Consider the following 16,937-nt stretch of genomic DNA (forward strand, 5'->3'; position numbering starts at 1 on the left):
TGATCTTTATTTATTCAGAACGCATTATCCACGTACAGTATAGTCCCCCTCACAAACCCATTTATAACTTGTTAATGCTTCTAATCCCATTGGGCCACGAGCGTGAAGTTTTTGGGTACTCACGGCAACTTCTGCACCTAATCCAAATTGTCCGCCATCAGTAAATCGTGTGCTTGCATTCACATAAACGGCAGCAGCATCGACCCGATTGATAAATTGACGTGCGAGGTTTTGTGAGGAAGTTAAAATACTTTCAGAATGTTGTGTACCATATTGGCGAATATGCTCAATAGCGGCATGAATATCTTCTACAACAACGACATTCAAATCCAATGATCCCCATTCTTCGCGTAATTCTTTTTCAGTCACTTCGCGGACATTCGCACCCGCTTGTTTCAATATATTAAGTGCGGTGGATTTTGCATGATATTTTACATTTTTGGATGCGAGGTGAGAGACGAGTTTGGGTAAAAATTCTTCAGCAATAGAATGTTGAACTAACAATGTCTCTAATGTGTTACAGGTGCTTGGGCGTTGTGTTTTGGCGTTATCAATAACAAAAATCGCTTTATTTTGATCCGCACTTTCTTCAACGAAAGTATGGCAAACACCCACGCCACCTACAATAACAGGAATAGTCGAATGTTGTTTACACAATTCATGTAAACCCGCACCACCACGAGGAATAATCATATCCACATAGCGATCTAGTTTTAATAATTGCATAACGAGTTCACGATTTGGATCGGTAATGGCTTGCACTGCAAATTTTGGTAAGCCAGCTTGCTCCAAAGCATTTTGTACAACTTTAATTAAAATCTTGTTAGAAAACTGTGTTTCTTTACCGCCGCGTAAAATCACTGCATTACCCGTTTTAAGGCAAAGACTTGCCACATCAATGGTCACATTTGGGCGAGCTTCATAAATTGTGCCAATAACACCGAGCGGAGTGCGTACGCGTTCGATTTTAAGTCCGCTATCCAATGTACCGCCGTCTATGATTTTTCCCACAGGATCTGCAAGAGAAATAACGTGGCGTACATCATTAGCAATGCCTTGCAAACGTTCTTGCGTGAGCAGTAGGCGATCAATCAAAGAATCTGATAATCCATTTTGTTTAGCAAGTTCAATATCTTTTGCGTTTTCAGCTAAGATAAGCGGTGCTTGTTGTTCGAGTTGTTCTGCAATAATGGATAATGCACGATTTTTTTCAGCAGTGGTGAGTTGAGCCAAGATAAATGCCGCATCTTTGGCTTGTTTACCCATTTGTTCTAACATAGTTATTTCCTTTATTGTATTTATTTCTTTTTATTTGGCAGCTTATCTTGTTCTTCCGATGTGAGTTCTTGGTAATTAAACACTGGTAACCCCCATTCGAAATGAATAGCTAAAAGGCGTAAAGTAAAGCTGCTAATAAGTGTGAGTAACACGGCAAGTGTATGTTCTACTTGAAGTGTGCTTAATGCGTAATAAGTCAGTGTGGCAAATAGCGCAATGCTGGCGTAAAGTTCTTTTTGGAACACGAGAGGAATTCGATTGCATAGCATATCGCGTAGAACCCCGCCAAAGGCACCTGTAATACAGCCTGCAATACTTACAATGGTGAGGCTATGTCCCATATCCATTGCAATTTGTGCACCAATAATGGAATACACCACTAAACCCATCGCATCGAGCACCAAGAAAATAGTGCGGAAATAGCGCATAAAATGATTGATGAATGGCGCGACATATACGGTAATCACCGCTGCACTTGCCACCATTAAAAAATATTCTGGATGCTTAACCCAGCCGAGAGGGTAATGTCCGAGTAGTACATCACGCACAGAGCCGCCACCAATGGCAGTAACGGATGCGATAATTATCACGCCAAAAATATCCATTTTTTCACGACCAGCCGCAAGTGCACCAGTCATTCCTTCAGCGGTGATACCGATGATATATAAAATACTAAGTAACATTCATGTACCTAAGTGCGGTTATAATTGGTTTCATTCTACTTTAAAATTTAATGAATTTTTAGCATAATGGCGCATTATTTTTTCAGACGTCAAAATTATGTCAGAACAATCTTCTAAATATATCGCGGCATTGCTTGCGGTATTATCGATCTCAATGGTGCTTGGCATCGATCTATTTATTTTTTCTTTGCAACCTGAAAAGCAAACAATGCCTCATTTAGGTGTAGGCGTGTTGGTTGCGCAGCTAATTTCGTTGTTGGTGTTTTATCGCGGCGAAATTTGCCCAGGACAACGTGGTCGTTTAATCAAAGTGAATCTGACTTTTGCTATTTATTGGGCGGTGTGGTTGCTGATAAGCCTATTACAGAATAATCACACGCTTACTAACGTGATGAGCGTATGTGGTCTTTCTGTCGTGTATTTTATTTGGAAACAACCAAAAACTGAAAAAATCCGTAACAGTTTTTTATTGATGGCTGCATTAATTGCGGGTTTAGGTTGCTTGAGTTATTTAATGATTTTTACCGTGCTTCCTGCAAGCGATTTTGCGGAATATAACCCGTTTGCGCAGATTTTATCTGGCGTGATTTTGGCAAATCTTGCGCTTGTTATTGCACGAAATCGTTTACAAGGTTTTATTGCATTGTTGCCCTTATCCATGATTATATTGCTGGCCTTAAATGCTTTAGCAATGTTCTTATTTTTACTTTTAAATGGCATGGAAAGTGCGGTTAATTCTGACAGTATTTTCGCTTACATCATTTATTTTATTTGCCATTTTGTGATTGCGGCTATTCTGATTCTGCATAGTTTCCAAAAGTGGAAATTATCTGCCAATAGTTTATTTATCCTATTATTTATTGCGGTTTGCTTGCCGTTATGGATGGTCTTCGCTTAATGGAAAAGCAAAATAATATTGCCTCTTTGATGTTGGTGGTAGGCTGTATTTTATTTGGCTTAGGTAGCTTGATTGTTAAGTTTGTGCCTGTCGGTGCTTATGCAATTGCTTTTTGGCGATTATTAATTGCATCGGGCATTTTCTATTTTTTAATGAAACTAAAACGCCAACCTTTTCCCAAAAGTAAAAAAGCCTTATTTTTCGCCGCACTTTCCGGGGTATTCTTAGCGTTTGATCTTGCCTTTTGGCATGAAAGTATTTATGCCGTAGGTCCAGGCATTTCAACCTTATTAAATAGCTTGCAAATTTTTTGTTTAGCTGCCATTGGTTTTGTCTTTTTTGCCGAACGTCAAAGCAAACTACAAATACTCAGCTTGTTTTTAGCCGTGCTTGGCGTAGCGTTAATTTCTGTCGAAGAATTACAGCATAATATTAACGGAATTTATGGCATTGTGATTGGTTTAATTTCAGCGGTAATGTTGGCTGGTTCTATGGTGATGGTGAAAAAAGTTCATCAAGAAGAGCCAATGGCATTATTTCCGTTGATGTTAATGATCAGTTTGAGTGGTGCCTTAGCGCTATTTATCCCCTCTTTAATTTTCAATTCAAACAATCTTTATCCAACAACATGGCAGGATTGGGGATTAGTCGTCATTTACGGTGTAGTAATGCAGTGCATTGCTTGGGGCATGATTGCTTATTCAATCCCTTTGCTTTCGCTAAGTGTTACAGGATTATTGTTACTCACGGAGCCAGTAGCTGCATTGTTGATTGATTATTTCTATTTGGATAAAGTGATTAATCTTTGTCAATGGCTTGGTGCATTGCTCACTTTATTTGCGATTTATTTAGGCTCAAAACGTTAGAAATTAATGTTCCCTCACTAACATTGAGGGAACTATGATGAATTGTGAGCTATTTACCCATAGATTTTTTAAGATTTCGGCTGGTTAGAAAGTAATACGCCAATACGGAAATCGCAACACATGCCCCCATAGTAAAGAGCATTGGTGCGGCAGTATCCATTTTCATTGACGCGACTAAACTTCCCATAATTGCGCCCACTGCAAAACGTACGCTGCCAATCAAAGAATTTGCAGTTCCCGCCATTTGAGGACATCTTTCTAAAGCTGATGCCATTGCATTTGAGGAAATCACAGGGTTTGGACCGACGAAAAAGGCAACGCCAATTGCCATTGGCCAAAATCCGAGATCTAAAAGTGCGGTTAAAATTAGCCACATTCCAGAAAGGAATTGAATTGTGAGGGCTATCCGTAACATTGTTTCTGCGCCCACTTTAGTGACAAATCGGCTATTCAAAAAGGAGGCAAAGATCATCGTAACGATATTCATCATGAAGAAGTAACCGAACTGATCAACGGGAACTCCATAAATGCCGATATAGACAATTGATCCTGCAGTAACAAAAGCAAACAACCCACCAAATCCAAAAGAGGCGGCAAACATGTAGCCGAGCACTTCTTTTTGCTTCCAAAGTAGAAGGAAATTGCGAGCAATAATATTTAAGCGCAGAGGAATACGATTTTCTTTTTTATGGGTTTCTGGAATGATGAAAAAGACTAATGCTGCGGCTAATAATCCCACAAGCGAAATAACGTAAAAAATCGCGTGCCAGTGGAAAAATTTAACGATATAACCACCAATGATTGGCGCAACTAAAGGTGCAAGCATAAATACTAACGTGATGGTGGACATCACTTTGGATAGTTGATCTTTACTAAATAAATCACGCAATAATGCGCCAGAAAGTACAACAGGTGCGGCACCAAAGAAACCTTGCACAAAACGAAGTGCGGTGAAATTTCCGACTGAATTTATTTCGGTGAGTACTAAAGCTGTGAGCGCGCCTACAATGACACCGAGCAAAATGATCGGTTTTCGTCCAAAACTATCACCAAAAGGCCCCCAGAAAAGCTGACCAAACGCCATGCCATAAGCAAAAGAGGTGAGCGTGTGTTGTACTTGTTCTGGACTCACGCCGAGATCTTTCGCAATTTCTAAGAAAGACGGCAAATACATATCTACGCCAAAAGGCGGTAGCATGGAGAGAATACCGAGTGTAAGAATAAAGATAAAAGTAGATTTTTGTTGACTCATCTTATTTCACCAAACTTTCGATTTCACTTTGAGTCAATGGGCGGTATTCGCCTTCTTCTAAGGATTCATCCAACACGACATCACCAATTTTCCAGCGATGTAATCCAACGACTTTATTCCCAAGTGCGGCAAACATACGTTTTACTTGATGATAGCGACCTTCAGAAATCGTCAGATTCACATTGTAATCATCTAAAATTTCTAATTTCGCTGGTTTAGTGGGTTCTTTTTCTCCGCGTAATAAAATGCCTTCCGCACAAGCCGCCGCATAATTTTCTTCTACGGGATCAGCTAATGTCACCAAATAGGTTTTTTCACAATGATGTTTTGGCGAAGTGATGCGATGTGACCATTGTCCATCATCGGTAAGCAATACAAGACCTGTCGTATCCACATCTAAGCGACCCGCGCTATGTAATTTCCCGGCCAAAGGGTAATCGAAAAATTGATAAATTGTTGGATAGTCGCCGTCATCATTAGAACAAACACAGCCTTGTGGCTTATGCAACATAAAATACTGGCCTTCTTCTACCCAAGTTAATAATTCATCTTCAAAATAAATTTCGTCTTCTTGTGAAATTTGAACCGAACCACTTTTGACAATTTCACCATTAATTTTTACCGCACTTTGGCGGATCGCTTTTGTTGCCTGAGAACGCGTTAATCCCGTATTTTCAGCAATAAATTTATCTAATCTCATTATGTTTTCTCTTGTTAAAATTCGCTAGGCATTGTACAGGTTTTTGCTTTTAGAACGAAACAAAAAGGGCTGCAATGCAGCCTTTATCGATTAAGCTTGATTAAACCACTTCACGTAATCGAATTGATCGTAATATTTTTTCCCATTCCAGCCAGAAAATTCAAAAAGATCTCCCACCTGATTTTGCTTCTCGAAGCCTTTTATATAATAAGCCGATTTAAAAACAGGGTAGGGCTTATGAGTAAAAATTACTTTATTTTTGAAAGGGAGTTGATCAAAAAGTTGAATGTCTTTTTCGGTCACCCCGTCTCGATCTGTCATCATAATAAAAAGATTGTCTAAATTCATTCGTGACGTGCGAAGTTGCCATTTTTCATAGGCTTCTTGCTCACTGTGATAGTGCATAAAATGAATTTCAAGATCGGCAAGTTTTCCCACTGGATAACTTTTTTCTGTTTGTACGAATGTGAGAGGTTGAGTGAGGTAGAAATCCATATTTTGTAAATAACGCAAAAAATCCTGTAGTGAGAGATAGAGGTTCACAAAAGGGGAATTAAACGGCTGGTGCAAATCATGTAAGATAAAAGCTCCCACGCAATTGGCAGAAATGACAGTCATGCCTTGGTTAGTCAATTTACATTGTAATGAACGATTGATAAAAAATCTTTGACATTTATTTACCGCACTTTTAAGTTTTTGAAATGGATTCATTTTATTATCCTCAATGATTCTCTTGTGAAAATCCTACCTTTTTTGCTGAAAAATGAAAAGTCTAGCTAATGCCTCGCATCAAAAAATTTTGTAATGATTTTGTGAAAATTTGCAGTCTGTCACAATTTTTTGAATAAAAAACCGCTATAATCGACGTAATATTTCAATCCTGTTTCAATAAAATGGAGCATTTATTATGAGTGAACAATTACGTCAAGCAGCCTTGGATTTCCACGAATTTCCAATTCCTGGAAAAATCGAAGTTACCCCAACAAAATCATTAGCAACGCAACGCGATCTGGCTTTAGCTTATTCACCAGGTGTGGCAGAGCCTTGTTTAGAAATTGAAAAAGATCCTGCAGTCTCTTACAAATATACGGCGCGTGGAAATTTAGTGGCGGTGATTTCCAATGGTACAGCGGTACTTGGTCTTGGCAATATTGGCGCGCTTGCGGGCAAACCTGTAATGGAAGGGAAGGGCGTATTGTTCAAAAAATTTGCGGGTATCAACGTATTTGATATTGAAGTGAATGAACATGATCCCGATAAACTTGTCGATATTATTGCCTCATTAGAGCCAACTTTCGGTGGGGTCAATTTAGAAGATATTAAAGCACCAGAATGTTTCTATATTGAACAAAAATTGCGTGAGAGAATGAATATTCCTGTCTTCCATGATGACCAACATGGTACGGCGATCATCAGTGCTGCTGCGATTATCAATTCTCTTCGTATTGTAGGTAAAAAAATTGAAGATGTTCGACTTGTTGCCTCTGGTGCGGGCGCTGCATCTATTGCGTGCTTGAACTTATTGCTTTCTTTAGGTATGAAACGTGAAAACATCACAGTTTGTGACTCGAAAGGCGTGGTATATAAAGGCCGTGATGACAAAATGGATCAAACCAAAAAAGATTATGCAATTGAAGATAATGGCTGGCGTAAACTTGGCGATGCGATTCCAAATGCAGATATTTTCTTAGGTTGTTCCGCAGCTGGTGCGCTTACACAAGATATGGTGAAGACCATGGCTGCACATCCAATTATTCTTGCTTTAGCTAATCCAAATCCTGAAATTACCCCGCCAGAAGCGAAAGCGGTTCGTCCTGATGCGATTGTGTGTACAGGCCGTTCTGATTATCCAAACCAAGTCAATAACGTGCTTTGTTTCCCATTTATTTTCCGTGGCGCATTAGATGTGGGCGCAACCACTATTAATGAAGAAATGAAGCGTGCGGCAGTTTATGCCATTGCTGACCTTGCGTTAGAAGAGCAAAACGAAGTTGTAACTTCTGCTTACGGTGGTGAAGGGGCGACATTTGGTGCAGATTATGTAATTCCTCGTCCATTCGATCCTCGCTTAATTGTGCGTATCGCGCCAGCGGTAGCAAAAGCCGCAATGGAATCTGGTGTGGCAACTCGTCCAATTCAAAATTGGGATGCTTATGTTGAAAAACTAACTCAGTTTGTTTACAAAACGAGCTTGTTTATGCGTCCTATTTTCAGCCAAGCAAAAGTGGCAAAACAACGCATTATTTTGGCGGAAGGAGAAGAAAATAAAGCATTGCATGCCACCCAAGAAGTGATTTCAATGGGCTTGGCAAATCCAATCTTAATTGGTCGCCGCAGTGTGATTGAAGAAAAAATTAAAAAACTTGGTTTGCGTTTAACTGCGGGTGTTGATTTTGAAATTGTGGATAACGAAGATAATCCTCGTTATGAAGAATGTTGGAAACATTACTACGAACTTACTAAACGTAAAGGCATTACACCTGCAATCGCAAAACGTGTCGTGCGTTCTAATACAACTGTGCTTGCATCTACTTTAGTGAGTCTGGGCTATGCTGATGGCTTGGTATGTGGTTTATTTGGTTCTTATGGTAAACATTTAGCATCTATTAAGGATATTATTGGGTTAAAAGATGGCGTTAAAGTTGCGGCTGCATTAAATAGTCTTGTATTACCAACAGGAAATGTATTTTTAACCGATACTCATGTAAATACTAACCCAACAGCGGAAGAGCTTACAGAGATTACGTTAATGGCAGCGGAAGAAATTCATCGTTTTGGTATTGAACCTGCTATTGCATTACTTTCTCATTCTAACTTTGGCTCATCGAATTCATTGGGGGCACCAAAAATGCGAGAAGTATTGTATATGGTCAATGAGCGCAATCCACACTTAATGATTGATGGTGAAATGCGTGGCGATTTAGCAATGAATGAAGCTCACAGAAGAGAAGTCATGCCTGATAGTCCATTAAAAGGAAGTGCAAATTTATTGGTGTTCCCTGATTTGAGCTCATCACGTATTAGTTATAGCTTATTACGCGGCACCACTACGGCAATTACCGTTGGCCCAATCTTAATGGGTATGAATAAATCTGCGCATATTCTTAATCCGAGTGCATCCGTTCGTAGAATCATTAATATGGTAGCCTATGCGGCAGTAAAGGCTCAGCAAGAGTAATGGATAAATGAAATATAAATTAGGCCCCGTTATTATTGCGGGGCCTTTTATATGAAGTGATTCTAGATTCTAAATATTTTATAAATCAAAATCGCCAAAATCCTTGGTATCTACTTTGGAATCAATTTGACCAACAAGGTAAGAACTTACTTCCACTTCTTGTGGCGCCACTTGCACATTGTCAGAAACCAACCATGCGTTAATCCATGGAATTGGGTTAGAACGCGCACCAAATGGTAATGGAAGACCAACAGCTTGCATACGGATATTGGTGATATATTCCACGTATTGCACCAAAATATCTTTGTTCAAACCAATCATTGATCCGTCTTTGAACAAATAATCTGCCCAGTCTTTTTCTTGTTCCGCAGCAGCTAAGAATAAATCATAGGCTTCTTGTTTACATTCTTCCGCAATTTCTGCCATTTCCGGATCGTCTTGACCTGCTGCCATGATATTTAAAATGTGCTGTGTACCAGTTAAATGTAAGGCTTCATCACGTGCGATAAATTTAATGATTTTCGCATTACCTTCCATTAATTGACGTTCTGCAAAGGCAAAGGAGCACGCGAAAGACACATAGAAACGAATGGCTTCAAGTGCGTTCACGCTCATCAAGCAAAGGTAAAGTTGTTTTTTCAAATTACGCAATGTGACGATACATTCTTTGCCATCTACGGTGTAAGTGCCTTCGCCGTACAGGCTATAAAGTTGGCTATCACGGATTAAATCGTCGTAGTAAGAAGAAATATCACGTGCACGTTTGATGATTTCTTCGTTAGTCACGATATCATCAAACACAATAGACGGATCGTTCACAATATTACGAATAATGTGAGTGTAAGAGCGAGAGTGGATGGTTTCAGAGAATGTCCAAGTTTCAATCCAGGTTTCTAATTCCGGAATTGATACCAACGGTAACAACGCCACGTTCGGGCTACGGCCTTGAATGGAATCCAACAAGGTTTGATATTTTAAGTTACTGATGAAAATGTGTTTTTCATGCTCAGGCAACGCTGCGTAGTCGATACGGTCTTGCGACACATCTACTTCTTCTGGACGCCAGAAGAAAGAAAGTTGTTTTTCAATGAGTTTTTCAAACGTCTCATATTTTTGTTGATCGTAACGTGCAACGTTAACGTTTTGACCAAAGAACATTGGTTCTTTTAATTGGTCGTTTTTGTTTTGTGAGAAAGTAGTGTATGCCATATATTGTTCCCCATTTTGGCAACCTTAATTTTGCCAATAGTAATTAATAGATTACGAGTAGCGAGCTAAAGCCCGCTTATAATTTGAAAGTAAATAGTTAGATTTTACAAGCCCCACCAGCACAGCCCTCATCAAGATCTTCTTGAGCATCTTCAGCACCGTCGCGAGTGTTTTGGTAGTAAAGGGTTTTTAAGCCGTATTTGTAAGCGGTTAATAAGTCTTTTAACAACACCTTCATTGGTACTTTACCGTCTTCAAAACGTTTTGGATCGTAGTTGGTATTGGCAGAGATCGCTTGGTCTACGAATTTTTGCATAATACCGACTAAATGTAAGTAGCCATCATTACTTGGAATATCCCAAAGTAATTCGTAGTTGTCGCTTAAGTTTTCGTATTCAGGTACAACTTGTTTTAGGATGCCATCTTTTGACGCTTTAATACTTACATGACCACGCGGTGGTTCAATACCATTAGTCGCATTAGAAATTTGCGATGAGGTTTCTGATGGCATTAAGGCGGTTAATGTTGAGTTACGTAAGCCAAATTCTTGAATATCTTTACGCAAGCTTTCCCAATCATAATGTAATGGCTCTTGTGTTAAGGCATCTAAATCTTTTTTATAGGTATCGATAGGTAAAATGCCTTTTGCATAAGTGGTTTCATTGAAGTATTCGCAAGCACCTTGCTCTTTTGCTAAGTTCATAGAGGCTTTCAATAAATAATATTGAATGGCTTCAAAAGTGCGGTGAGTTAAATCATTAGCTGAACCATCAGAATAACGAACACCATTTTTCGCAAGATAATAAGCATAGTTAATGACACCGATACCTAATGCACGACGAGCAAGTGAACTACGTTTTGCCGCCACAACAGGGTAATCTTGATAATCTAATAATGCATCAAGCGAACGAACCGCAAGATCGGCAAGTTCTTCTAATTCATCTAAGTTTTCAATCTTACCTAAGTTAAATGCGGAAAGGGTACAAAGTGCGATTTCTCCATTTTCATCATTAATGTGTTCAAGCGGCTTCGTAGGTAACGCGATTTCTAAACATAAGTTAGATTGGCGAACCGGTGCCACTTGTGGATCAAACGGAGAGTGAGTATTACAGTGGTCTACGTTTTGAATGTAGATACGGCCTGTTGATGCACGTTCTTGCATTAATAAAGAGAAAATCTCAACAGCTTTGACAGAGCGTTTGCGGATAGTTGGATCTTGTTCGTATTTTACGTACAGTTCTTCAAATTTGTCTTGATCCGCAAAGAATGCTTTATAAAGTCCAGGTACATCTGATGGACTAAATAAAGTAATCTCGCCGCCTTTAATTAAGCGTTGATACATTAATTTGTTTAATTGGACGCCATAATCCATATGACGAACACGGTTGTCTTCTACACCACGGTTATTTTTTAACACAAGTAAGCTTTCTGCTTCTAAGTGCCAAATTGGGTAATAAAGTGTCGCAGCACCGCCACGAACGCCACCCTGTGAGCAAGATTTCACTGCAGTTTGGAAATATTTATAGAATGGAATACAACCCGTATGGAATGCTTCACCACCACGAATCTCACTGCCTAATGCACGAATTGCACCTGCATTAATACCAATCCCCGCACGTTGTGAAACATATTTCACAATAGCAGATGCTGTTGCATTAATTGAATCTAAGCTGTCATCACATTCAATTAATACGCAAGAGCTGAACTGACGAGTTGGTGTACGCACGCCCGCCATAATGGGCGTTGGTAAGGAAATTTTGAAGGTAGATGTTGCATCGTAGAAACGTTTTACATAATCCAAACGCGTTTCTTTTGGATATTTAGAGAATAAACTAGCGGCAACCAGTAAATAGAGGAATTGTGCTGATTCGTAGATTTCTCCCGTCACACGGTTTTGAACTAAATACTTACCTTCTAATTGTTTTACGGCAGCATAAGAGAATGTCATATCACGCCAATGGTCGATGAATCCGTCCATTGTGTCCCACTCTTCACGAGTATAATCATCCAATAAGGCGTGATCATATTTGCCCATGCGTACTAATTTTTTGACGTGATCGTATAAACGAGGGGGATCGAAATGACCGTAGGCTTTTTTACGTAAATGGAAAATCGCTAAGCGAGCAGCTAAAAATTGATAATCAGGCGTATCTTTGCTGATTAAATCTGCAGCTGCTTTAATAATGGTTTCGTGAATGTCTGAAGTGCGAATGCCTTCATAAAATTGAATGTGTGAGCGAAGCTCAACTTGGGAAACAGACACATTGTCTAGACCTTCTGCTGCCCATGTAATAACACGGTGGATTTTATCAAGATTGATCTGTTCCTGCGTGCCATCACGCTTGGTTACCATTAAGCTTTTATTCATTGTACGACCCTTGTTATTATGCGATGTTAAACACAAGATATAGTGTTTGTAATAAAATTATGCACAAGGTAATGTGTTTTTTGCTTGAGATCAAGCAATAAATTTTTTGCTTGAATTATTGACAATAGGTAACTTATTTAAAATAAATGGTTTTTTCGAAAGAGCAAAAAAATCAAATTTTTTTACTTGTAAAAATGAGAAAAGTGCGGTTGAAATTCGTTGAATTTTTACCGCACTTTGAAGATTAGTTGAGATATTTGAAAACTTTAATTACTTTTTTCACGCCACTGATTTTGCTCGCAATATCTGCAGCGGCATCAGCTTGAGCGTGAGTCACTGTACCGAGTAGGAAAACTTCTCCATTTTCGCTAATAACTTTAACATCGGTTGCTTTAACTCGACCATCGACTAACATTTTTGATTTAACTTGAGTGGTAATCCAACTGTCTTTGCTGATTTGTGCAAAAGAGATTTTTGGACCAACAGTCAGCTCGTTATAAATGTCATTGACACCTTCAACGCCTTTTGCAAGATCTGCGGCAGTGTCTTTTACACCACTATTAGGAACTTGACCGATTAAAAGTACTCGACCATTGTAAGACACTGCATTTATACGACCTTCAGTTTTGATTTGAGCATCTTTTTCAACAGCATTTTCGACTTTGAATTCGAGTGTTTCGTCATCAACTTGTGTGCCAGCTGTTCGAGGATCGGTACCGACTTTAGCTGCTGCTGCGCCACCACCTAGAGCGGCAACGATACAGCCTTGTAAAAAGAATGTTGTGCTAAGCACGATAGCCAGTTTTTTTAACGGGGATAATGTCATAATTAACTCCTTTTGAGATTAAATTACTGCTAGTTTGAAATTGATTTATTGTGCTGTCAAGCACTTGGGAATAACGTATGGTCGACTAATTCACAAAGGGCATTGATAACAAAAAGATGGTTTTCTAGGACTCGACTTTCTTTTGTCGCCGGAATCGATATTTCTAAATCACTATCAGCTAAAATTCCTTGAATTGCATCGTTATTAGAGCCAGTGAGTGCAATGACATTAATTTCTTTATTTACTGCATGAGAAATAGTGTTTAGTACAATTTTCTCTGTTCCCAAAGGTGCAAAAGCAATAAGTAAGTCACCTGGTTTGGCAATGGCATTAAATTGATGACAATATAATTCCTCAGGCGAGTGTTCAAAAACAAGAGAAGAACCCACCGCACTTTCTAAACTTAAGAGCACAGAGGGAAAACTTGGTCTTGCTAAATCGTATCGATTAAGTAAGTTAGATACGAGAAATTGCGCATTGGCATAAGAGCGCGACACACCACAAGCGATCACTTTATTTCCACCTAGCAAACATTGCATCACCATTTGGGTAGCGTTAGCAATATTTTCTGAAAGCATACTAGACGCAGCAATTTGAATTTGAATACTTTCGCTATAAATATCTTTTACTTTTTGTAACATTATAAAAAGCCATTAATCGAGAAAATTAGGAATCCATTGAATATCTTGGGGCGTTTTGCCAAAGGCGATTAAATCAAAACGACAATCGGCGTCTTCTAAACTCATGTTTTGTTTCATTAGCCATAAATTTGCCGCATCTAACCATTTTTGTTGTTTTTGCCAATCTACGCTTTCTATTGCCGAGCCAAAGGCATGATTAGAACGCTGGCGAACTTCAACAAAAACGATGGTTCCTTTGTCATTCATAATAAGATCAAGTTCACCACATTTGAAATTTTGATTAGCCGCAATAAATTTTAAGCCTTTTGATTCTAAAAAAAGGCGAGCTTGATGCTCAAAGCTCGCCCCTTGTTGACGTTTTAAAGAAAACATTAGTTTGCGACCGGTACAATTGCACCATTTTGATATTGATACCAAGTCATATCACGTTCAACATTACAATTTGTACCTGCACTTAAAACACCAGTTAAACCACTTAAGCGATATCCTGGTACTTGGCGCAATTCATTAAATTGGTTGATGAGTAACCAAGCATCTGCACCCATTGCATATAAACGCATTAATTGATATTCACCGCCAGTTGTTTTAGCGAGTTTTTGATATTGTGGTGAATTGGTTTCTTTAAAAAATGGAATATCACTAAATTGAACACCATTCATTTGAGCGACAAACTCAGGATTGCTGCTTGTGGTATTGGAGCTTGAGCGTGAGCTCGCATAAATACGTAAATTTGGTGCACTATTCGTTAAATAGCCTTTCATTTCGACCAGTTCATCTGGATTGGCGACCACATAAAGTGCGGTTGTATTTTCACCATTTTGTTGTAAAAAGTAGGTGATATCAGCAGGTAGATTATAATAACGAACATTCGCATCGACGCCAGCAAGTTGTTGCCAACGTACGTTAAAGGCATTACCTACGCGTTGCCCTAAATCATTTTGTGGCATAGCGACGAGTGGACTACGAATTCCATCATTCCACATTTTATTGGCGGCTGACTCAGCTTCATCTTCTGGTGAAAGTCCATAATAGCAAAGTTGAGCAATTGCACGAGAATTTGGTGTAGCGTTTAATGCAAGCACATCCATACCTTGAATTTGTGCTGGATCCGCTAAAATCGCATCAAGATTTTGTTTTAGTAAGGGACCAACTAACGTTTTAATCCCCGCTTGTTTTGCTTGTGCAATGATATCTTGTACAGAATTCATTGAGGTATCAAATACTTGCACGGGAATGGTTGAGTTACCTTTTGCATCGTTGAAACCCGATTGAATGGTGGTACCAAGAATTTGTCCGTCACCACTTAATGGCAATAATAAACCAATTTGCGACACATTCGTTTGTTGGAAATTCAGCAATGTAAGCAATTCTTTTGGGAACAACGTTGCGGCTGCATGATTTGGATAAGCATTTTTCCAACTTTGTAATGCTTGGCTTAATTGAACGGGTTGACGAATATAATCATTGTAGGTTTTGATTAAGGTTAACCAACCACCTAAAGCTGCGTTGCCTTCATCTGAAGCATTATTGATTACGCCAGTATTTGCTGAACGTAATAATGCCCAAGTTTTATCAACATTATCTTGACGACGTTGTACATCCGTTAAATTCTCATCAATTTTTACCCGCGCTTTTACGGCCTCAATGGTATCTTTTTGGTTTTCAGCAACAACCGCTAAGGTCTCGTAATAACGAGATTTTTGTGATGGGCTTAATTTATTTAAATCCAATGCACGTAATTGATTTTGAGCCACTTCATTGGCATTTTTTGCAGCAGAAATTCTCGCTTCAATTAATGCACGATCTAATTTTTGCGCATCATTTAATTCACCTAACTCACTTAATAAAGCTTCAGATTGTTCAACTTTATTTTCACTGATTAATACGCGAGCTGCGAGCAATTTATAGGTTTGTTGATCTTCAAGTTCTTGTGCTTGTCCTAATTTATTCATATAAAATTCAGAACTTGCATTCGCATCTTGTTGTAAAGTTTGCGTAAAACTGCTGCCAAGTAAATTTGAACAGCCAGCTAAGGCCATTGACAATAAAATTGGCATTAAACGTTTTTTAAAACGTCCGCCTTGTAATAGAATAGACATTCTCGCTCCATTATGAACAGACAATAGTTGTGGCAGATCTTACTTATCTCATAACTTAAAAGCAAACAAAAATGACTGATTTAACCGGAATTTTATACATTGTTGCCACACCGATTGGCAATTTACAGGATATTACCCAGCGTGCTTTAGATACTTTTGCGCAAGTGGATTTAATTGCAGCAGAAGATACCCGTCATAGTGGCCTTTTATTAAGCCATTACGGTATCAAAAAGCCCTTTTTTGCTTTGCATGATCACAATGAACAAGAAAAAGCCCATATTTTGGTGGAAAAACTCAAGCAAGGTAGCCATATTGCTTTGATTTCTGATGCTGGGACGCCATTAATTAGTGATCCTGGTTTTCATTTGGTACGCCAATGCCGTGAAGCTGGCATTCGTGTTGTTCCTTTGCCGGGAGCCTGTGCGGCAATTACCGCACTTTGCGCATCGGGGATTGCTTCTGATAGATTTTGTTTTGAAGGTTTTTTACCTGCGAAAAGTAAAGCCCGCAAAGATAAATTAGAAAATATCGCAGAAGAAGACCGCACTTTAATTTTTTATGAATCCACTCACCGTATTTTAGATACGCTAGAAGATATGCAATCGGTGTTAGGGGAAGAACGATATATTGTGTTAGCCCGTGAAATTACTAAAACTTGGGAAACGATTACGGGTAATACGATTAAAAATTTACGCGAATGGCTTTTAGACGATCCAAACCGTACAAAAGGCGAGATCGTTTTGATTGTTGAAGGCAAACCAAAGTCTGACAATAACGATGAAATCTCCCCACAAGCGGTGAAGGCGCTTGAATTAATTGCAGAGGAATTACCGCTAAAAAAAGCGGCTGCTATTGTTGCTGAGTTGTATGGTTATAAGAAGAATGCTTTGTATCAATTTGGATTAGTGCATTTGGAAAAATAACCTCAAAATCAACCGC

At 39.0% G+C, this 16,937-nt stretch carries 15 protein-coding genes; 4 read left to right on the forward strand and 11 right to left on the reverse strand.

The features are described 5' to 3' along the window. Positions 1 to 24: 24 nt before the first annotated feature. Both proA and KP712_RS01615 read right to left on the reverse strand, forming a co-directional pair. Complete coding sequence (gene proA, locus KP712_RS01610) at positions 25 to 1,278, reverse strand: glutamate-5-semialdehyde dehydrogenase (protein ID WP_065264655.1); 1,254 nt, start codon at positions 1,276 to 1,278, stop codon at positions 25 to 27. 20 nt (positions 1,279 to 1,298) lie between these two features. Beyond that, positions 1,299 to 1,961 carry a trimeric intracellular cation channel family protein gene (locus tag KP712_RS01615; protein ID WP_005634779.1) on the reverse strand — a complete coding sequence of 221 codons (663 nt, stop codon included), beginning with the start codon at positions 1,959 to 1,961 and terminating at the stop codon, positions 1,299 to 1,301. A gap of 97 nt (positions 1,962 to 2,058) precedes the next feature. Between KP712_RS01615 and KP712_RS01620 the strand changes: the two genes are divergently transcribed. Then, entirely contained in the window at positions 2,059 to 2,859 is an 801-nt protein-coding gene (locus KP712_RS01620) for a hypothetical protein (protein ID WP_065264657.1), read from the forward strand. After that, on the forward strand, positions 2,841 to 3,725 hold the full coding sequence (locus KP712_RS01625) for a DMT family transporter (RefSeq protein WP_373554064.1): 885 nt from the start codon (positions 2,841 to 2,843) through the stop codon (positions 3,723 to 3,725). Before KP712_RS01620 ends, KP712_RS01625 begins: the two co-directional genes overlap by 19 nt. A 49-nt stretch (positions 3,726 to 3,774) precedes the next feature. Here KP712_RS01625 and KP712_RS01630 read toward each other — a convergent pair whose 3' ends face one another. The 3 genes from KP712_RS01630 to KP712_RS01640 all read right to left on the reverse strand — a co-directional run bounded on the left by KP712_RS01630 (position 3,775) and on the right by KP712_RS01640 (position 6,388). Further along, the gene (locus KP712_RS01630) at positions 3,775 to 4,977 is read right to left on the reverse strand and encodes a Bcr/CflA family multidrug efflux MFS transporter (RefSeq protein WP_111407273.1); all 1,203 of its coding nucleotides are present in this window, start codon (positions 4,975 to 4,977) and stop codon (positions 3,775 to 3,777) included. A gap of 1 nt (position 4,978) precedes the next feature. Continuing rightward, positions 4,979 to 5,677, reverse strand: a complete 699-nt coding sequence (gene rsuA / locus KP712_RS01635) for a 16S rRNA pseudouridine(516) synthase RsuA (RefSeq protein ID WP_005642146.1) — start codon at positions 5,675 to 5,677, stop codon at positions 4,979 to 4,981. A 90-nt stretch (positions 5,678 to 5,767) separates the two neighbouring features. Continuing rightward, positions 5,768 to 6,388: a DUF1919 domain-containing protein gene (locus KP712_RS01640; protein ID WP_111407274.1), complete on the reverse strand. Its 621-nt coding sequence runs from the start codon at positions 6,386 to 6,388 to the stop codon at positions 5,768 to 5,770. Positions 6,389 to 6,584: 196 nt separating this feature from the next. Between KP712_RS01640 and KP712_RS01645 the strand changes: the two genes are divergently transcribed. Then, the gene (locus KP712_RS01645; protein ID WP_215770489.1) at positions 6,585 to 8,855 is read left to right on the forward strand and encodes an NADP-dependent malic enzyme; all 2,271 of its coding nucleotides are present in this window, start codon (positions 6,585 to 6,587) and stop codon (positions 8,853 to 8,855) included. Between the two features lie 78 nt (positions 8,856 to 8,933). Here the strand turns inward: KP712_RS01645 and nrdB are convergent, their stop codons facing one another. The 6 genes from nrdB to KP712_RS01675 form a co-directional block, all read right to left on the reverse strand. Further along, the gene (nrdB, locus tag KP712_RS01650) at positions 8,934 to 10,064 is read right to left on the reverse strand and encodes a class Ia ribonucleoside-diphosphate reductase subunit beta (RefSeq protein ID WP_111407276.1); all 1,131 of its coding nucleotides are present in this window, start codon (positions 10,062 to 10,064) and stop codon (positions 8,934 to 8,936) included. Between the two features lie 97 nt (positions 10,065 to 10,161). Next, positions 10,162 to 12,432, reverse strand: coding sequence for a class 1a ribonucleoside-diphosphate reductase subunit alpha (nrdA, locus tag KP712_RS01655; protein WP_111407277.1), 2,271 nt, complete (start codon positions 12,430 to 12,432; stop codon positions 10,162 to 10,164). 244 nt (positions 12,433 to 12,676) lie between these two features. After that, positions 12,677 to 13,258, reverse strand: coding sequence for a division/outer membrane stress-associated lipid-binding lipoprotein (gene dolP, locus KP712_RS01660; protein ID WP_111407278.1), 582 nt, complete (start codon positions 13,256 to 13,258; stop codon positions 12,677 to 12,679). 56 nt (positions 13,259 to 13,314) lie between these two features. Next, positions 13,315 to 13,899: an SIS domain-containing protein gene (locus KP712_RS01665; protein ID WP_111407279.1), complete on the reverse strand. Its 585-nt coding sequence runs from the start codon at positions 13,897 to 13,899 to the stop codon at positions 13,315 to 13,317. A gap of 12 nt (positions 13,900 to 13,911) precedes the next feature. Next, the gene (locus tag KP712_RS01670; RefSeq protein WP_048954017.1) at positions 13,912 to 14,271 is read right to left on the reverse strand and encodes a YraN family protein; all 360 of its coding nucleotides are present in this window, start codon (positions 14,269 to 14,271) and stop codon (positions 13,912 to 13,914) included. Beyond that, positions 14,271 to 15,998 carry a penicillin-binding protein activator gene (locus KP712_RS01675; protein WP_111407280.1) on the reverse strand — a complete coding sequence of 576 codons (1,728 nt, stop codon included), beginning with the start codon at positions 15,996 to 15,998 and terminating at the stop codon, positions 14,271 to 14,273. Before KP712_RS01675 ends, KP712_RS01670 begins: the two co-directional genes overlap by 1 nt. Before the next feature lie 71 nt (positions 15,999 to 16,069). Here KP712_RS01675 and rsmI point away from each other — a divergent pair, with 71 nt between their 5' ends. After that, complete coding sequence (gene rsmI / locus KP712_RS01680; protein ID WP_111407281.1) at positions 16,070 to 16,921, forward strand: 16S rRNA (cytidine(1402)-2'-O)-methyltransferase; 852 nt, start codon at positions 16,070 to 16,072, stop codon at positions 16,919 to 16,921. The last annotated feature ends 16 nt before the right edge of the window (positions 16,922 to 16,937 follow it).

It is taken from the genome of Haemophilus sp. SZY H68, assembly GCF_018829685.1.
GTDB lineage: Bacteria > Pseudomonadota > Gammaproteobacteria > Enterobacterales > Pasteurellaceae > Haemophilus > Haemophilus haemolyticus_K.

Excerpts from the sequence above, each read along its gene's own strand:
- KP712_RS01630 (WP_111407273.1), bottom strand. The coding sequence starts at position 4,977 with ATGAGTCAACAAAAATCTACTTTTATCTTTATTCTTACACTCGGTATT.
- rsmI (WP_111407281.1), top strand. The coding sequence starts at position 16,070 with ATGACTGATTTAACCGGAATTTTATACATTGTTGCCACACCGATTGGC.
- KP712_RS01640 (WP_111407274.1), bottom strand. The coding sequence starts at position 6,388 with ATGAATCCATTTCAAAAACTTAAAAGTGCGGTAAATAAATGTCAAAGA.
- KP712_RS01620 (WP_065264657.1), top strand. The coding sequence starts at position 2,059 with ATGTCAGAACAATCTTCTAAATATATCGCGGCATTGCTTGCGGTATTA.
- nrdA (WP_111407277.1), bottom strand. The coding sequence starts at position 12,432 with ATGAATAAAAGCTTAATGGTAACCAAGCGTGATGGCACGCAGGAACAG.
- rsuA (WP_005642146.1), bottom strand. The coding sequence starts at position 5,677 with ATGAGATTAGATAAATTTATTGCTGAAAATACGGGATTAACGCGTTCT.
- dolP (WP_111407278.1), bottom strand. The coding sequence starts at position 13,258 with ATGACATTATCCCCGTTAAAAAAACTGGCTATCGTGCTTAGCACAACA.
- KP712_RS01675 (WP_111407280.1), bottom strand. The coding sequence starts at position 15,998 with ATGTCTATTCTATTACAAGGCGGACGTTTTAAAAAACGTTTAATGCCA.
- KP712_RS01615 (WP_005634779.1), bottom strand. The coding sequence starts at position 1,961 with ATGTTACTTAGTATTTTATATATCATCGGTATCACCGCTGAAGGAATG.
- KP712_RS01645 (WP_215770489.1), top strand. The coding sequence starts at position 6,585 with ATGAGTGAACAATTACGTCAAGCAGCCTTGGATTTCCACGAATTTCCA.
- KP712_RS01625 (WP_373554064.1), top strand. The coding sequence starts at position 2,841 with ATGGATGGTCTTCGCTTAATGGAAAAGCAAAATAATATTGCCTCTTTG.
- nrdB (WP_111407276.1), bottom strand. The coding sequence starts at position 10,064 with ATGGCATACACTACTTTCTCACAAAACAAAAACGACCAATTAAAAGAA.
- KP712_RS01665 (WP_111407279.1), bottom strand. The coding sequence starts at position 13,899 with ATGTTACAAAAAGTAAAAGATATTTATAGCGAAAGTATTCAAATTCAA.
- proA (WP_065264655.1), bottom strand. The coding sequence starts at position 1,278 with ATGTTAGAACAAATGGGTAAACAAGCCAAAGATGCGGCATTTATCTTG.
- KP712_RS01670 (WP_048954017.1), bottom strand. The coding sequence starts at position 14,271 with ATGTTTTCTTTAAAACGTCAACAAGGGGCGAGCTTTGAGCATCAAGCT.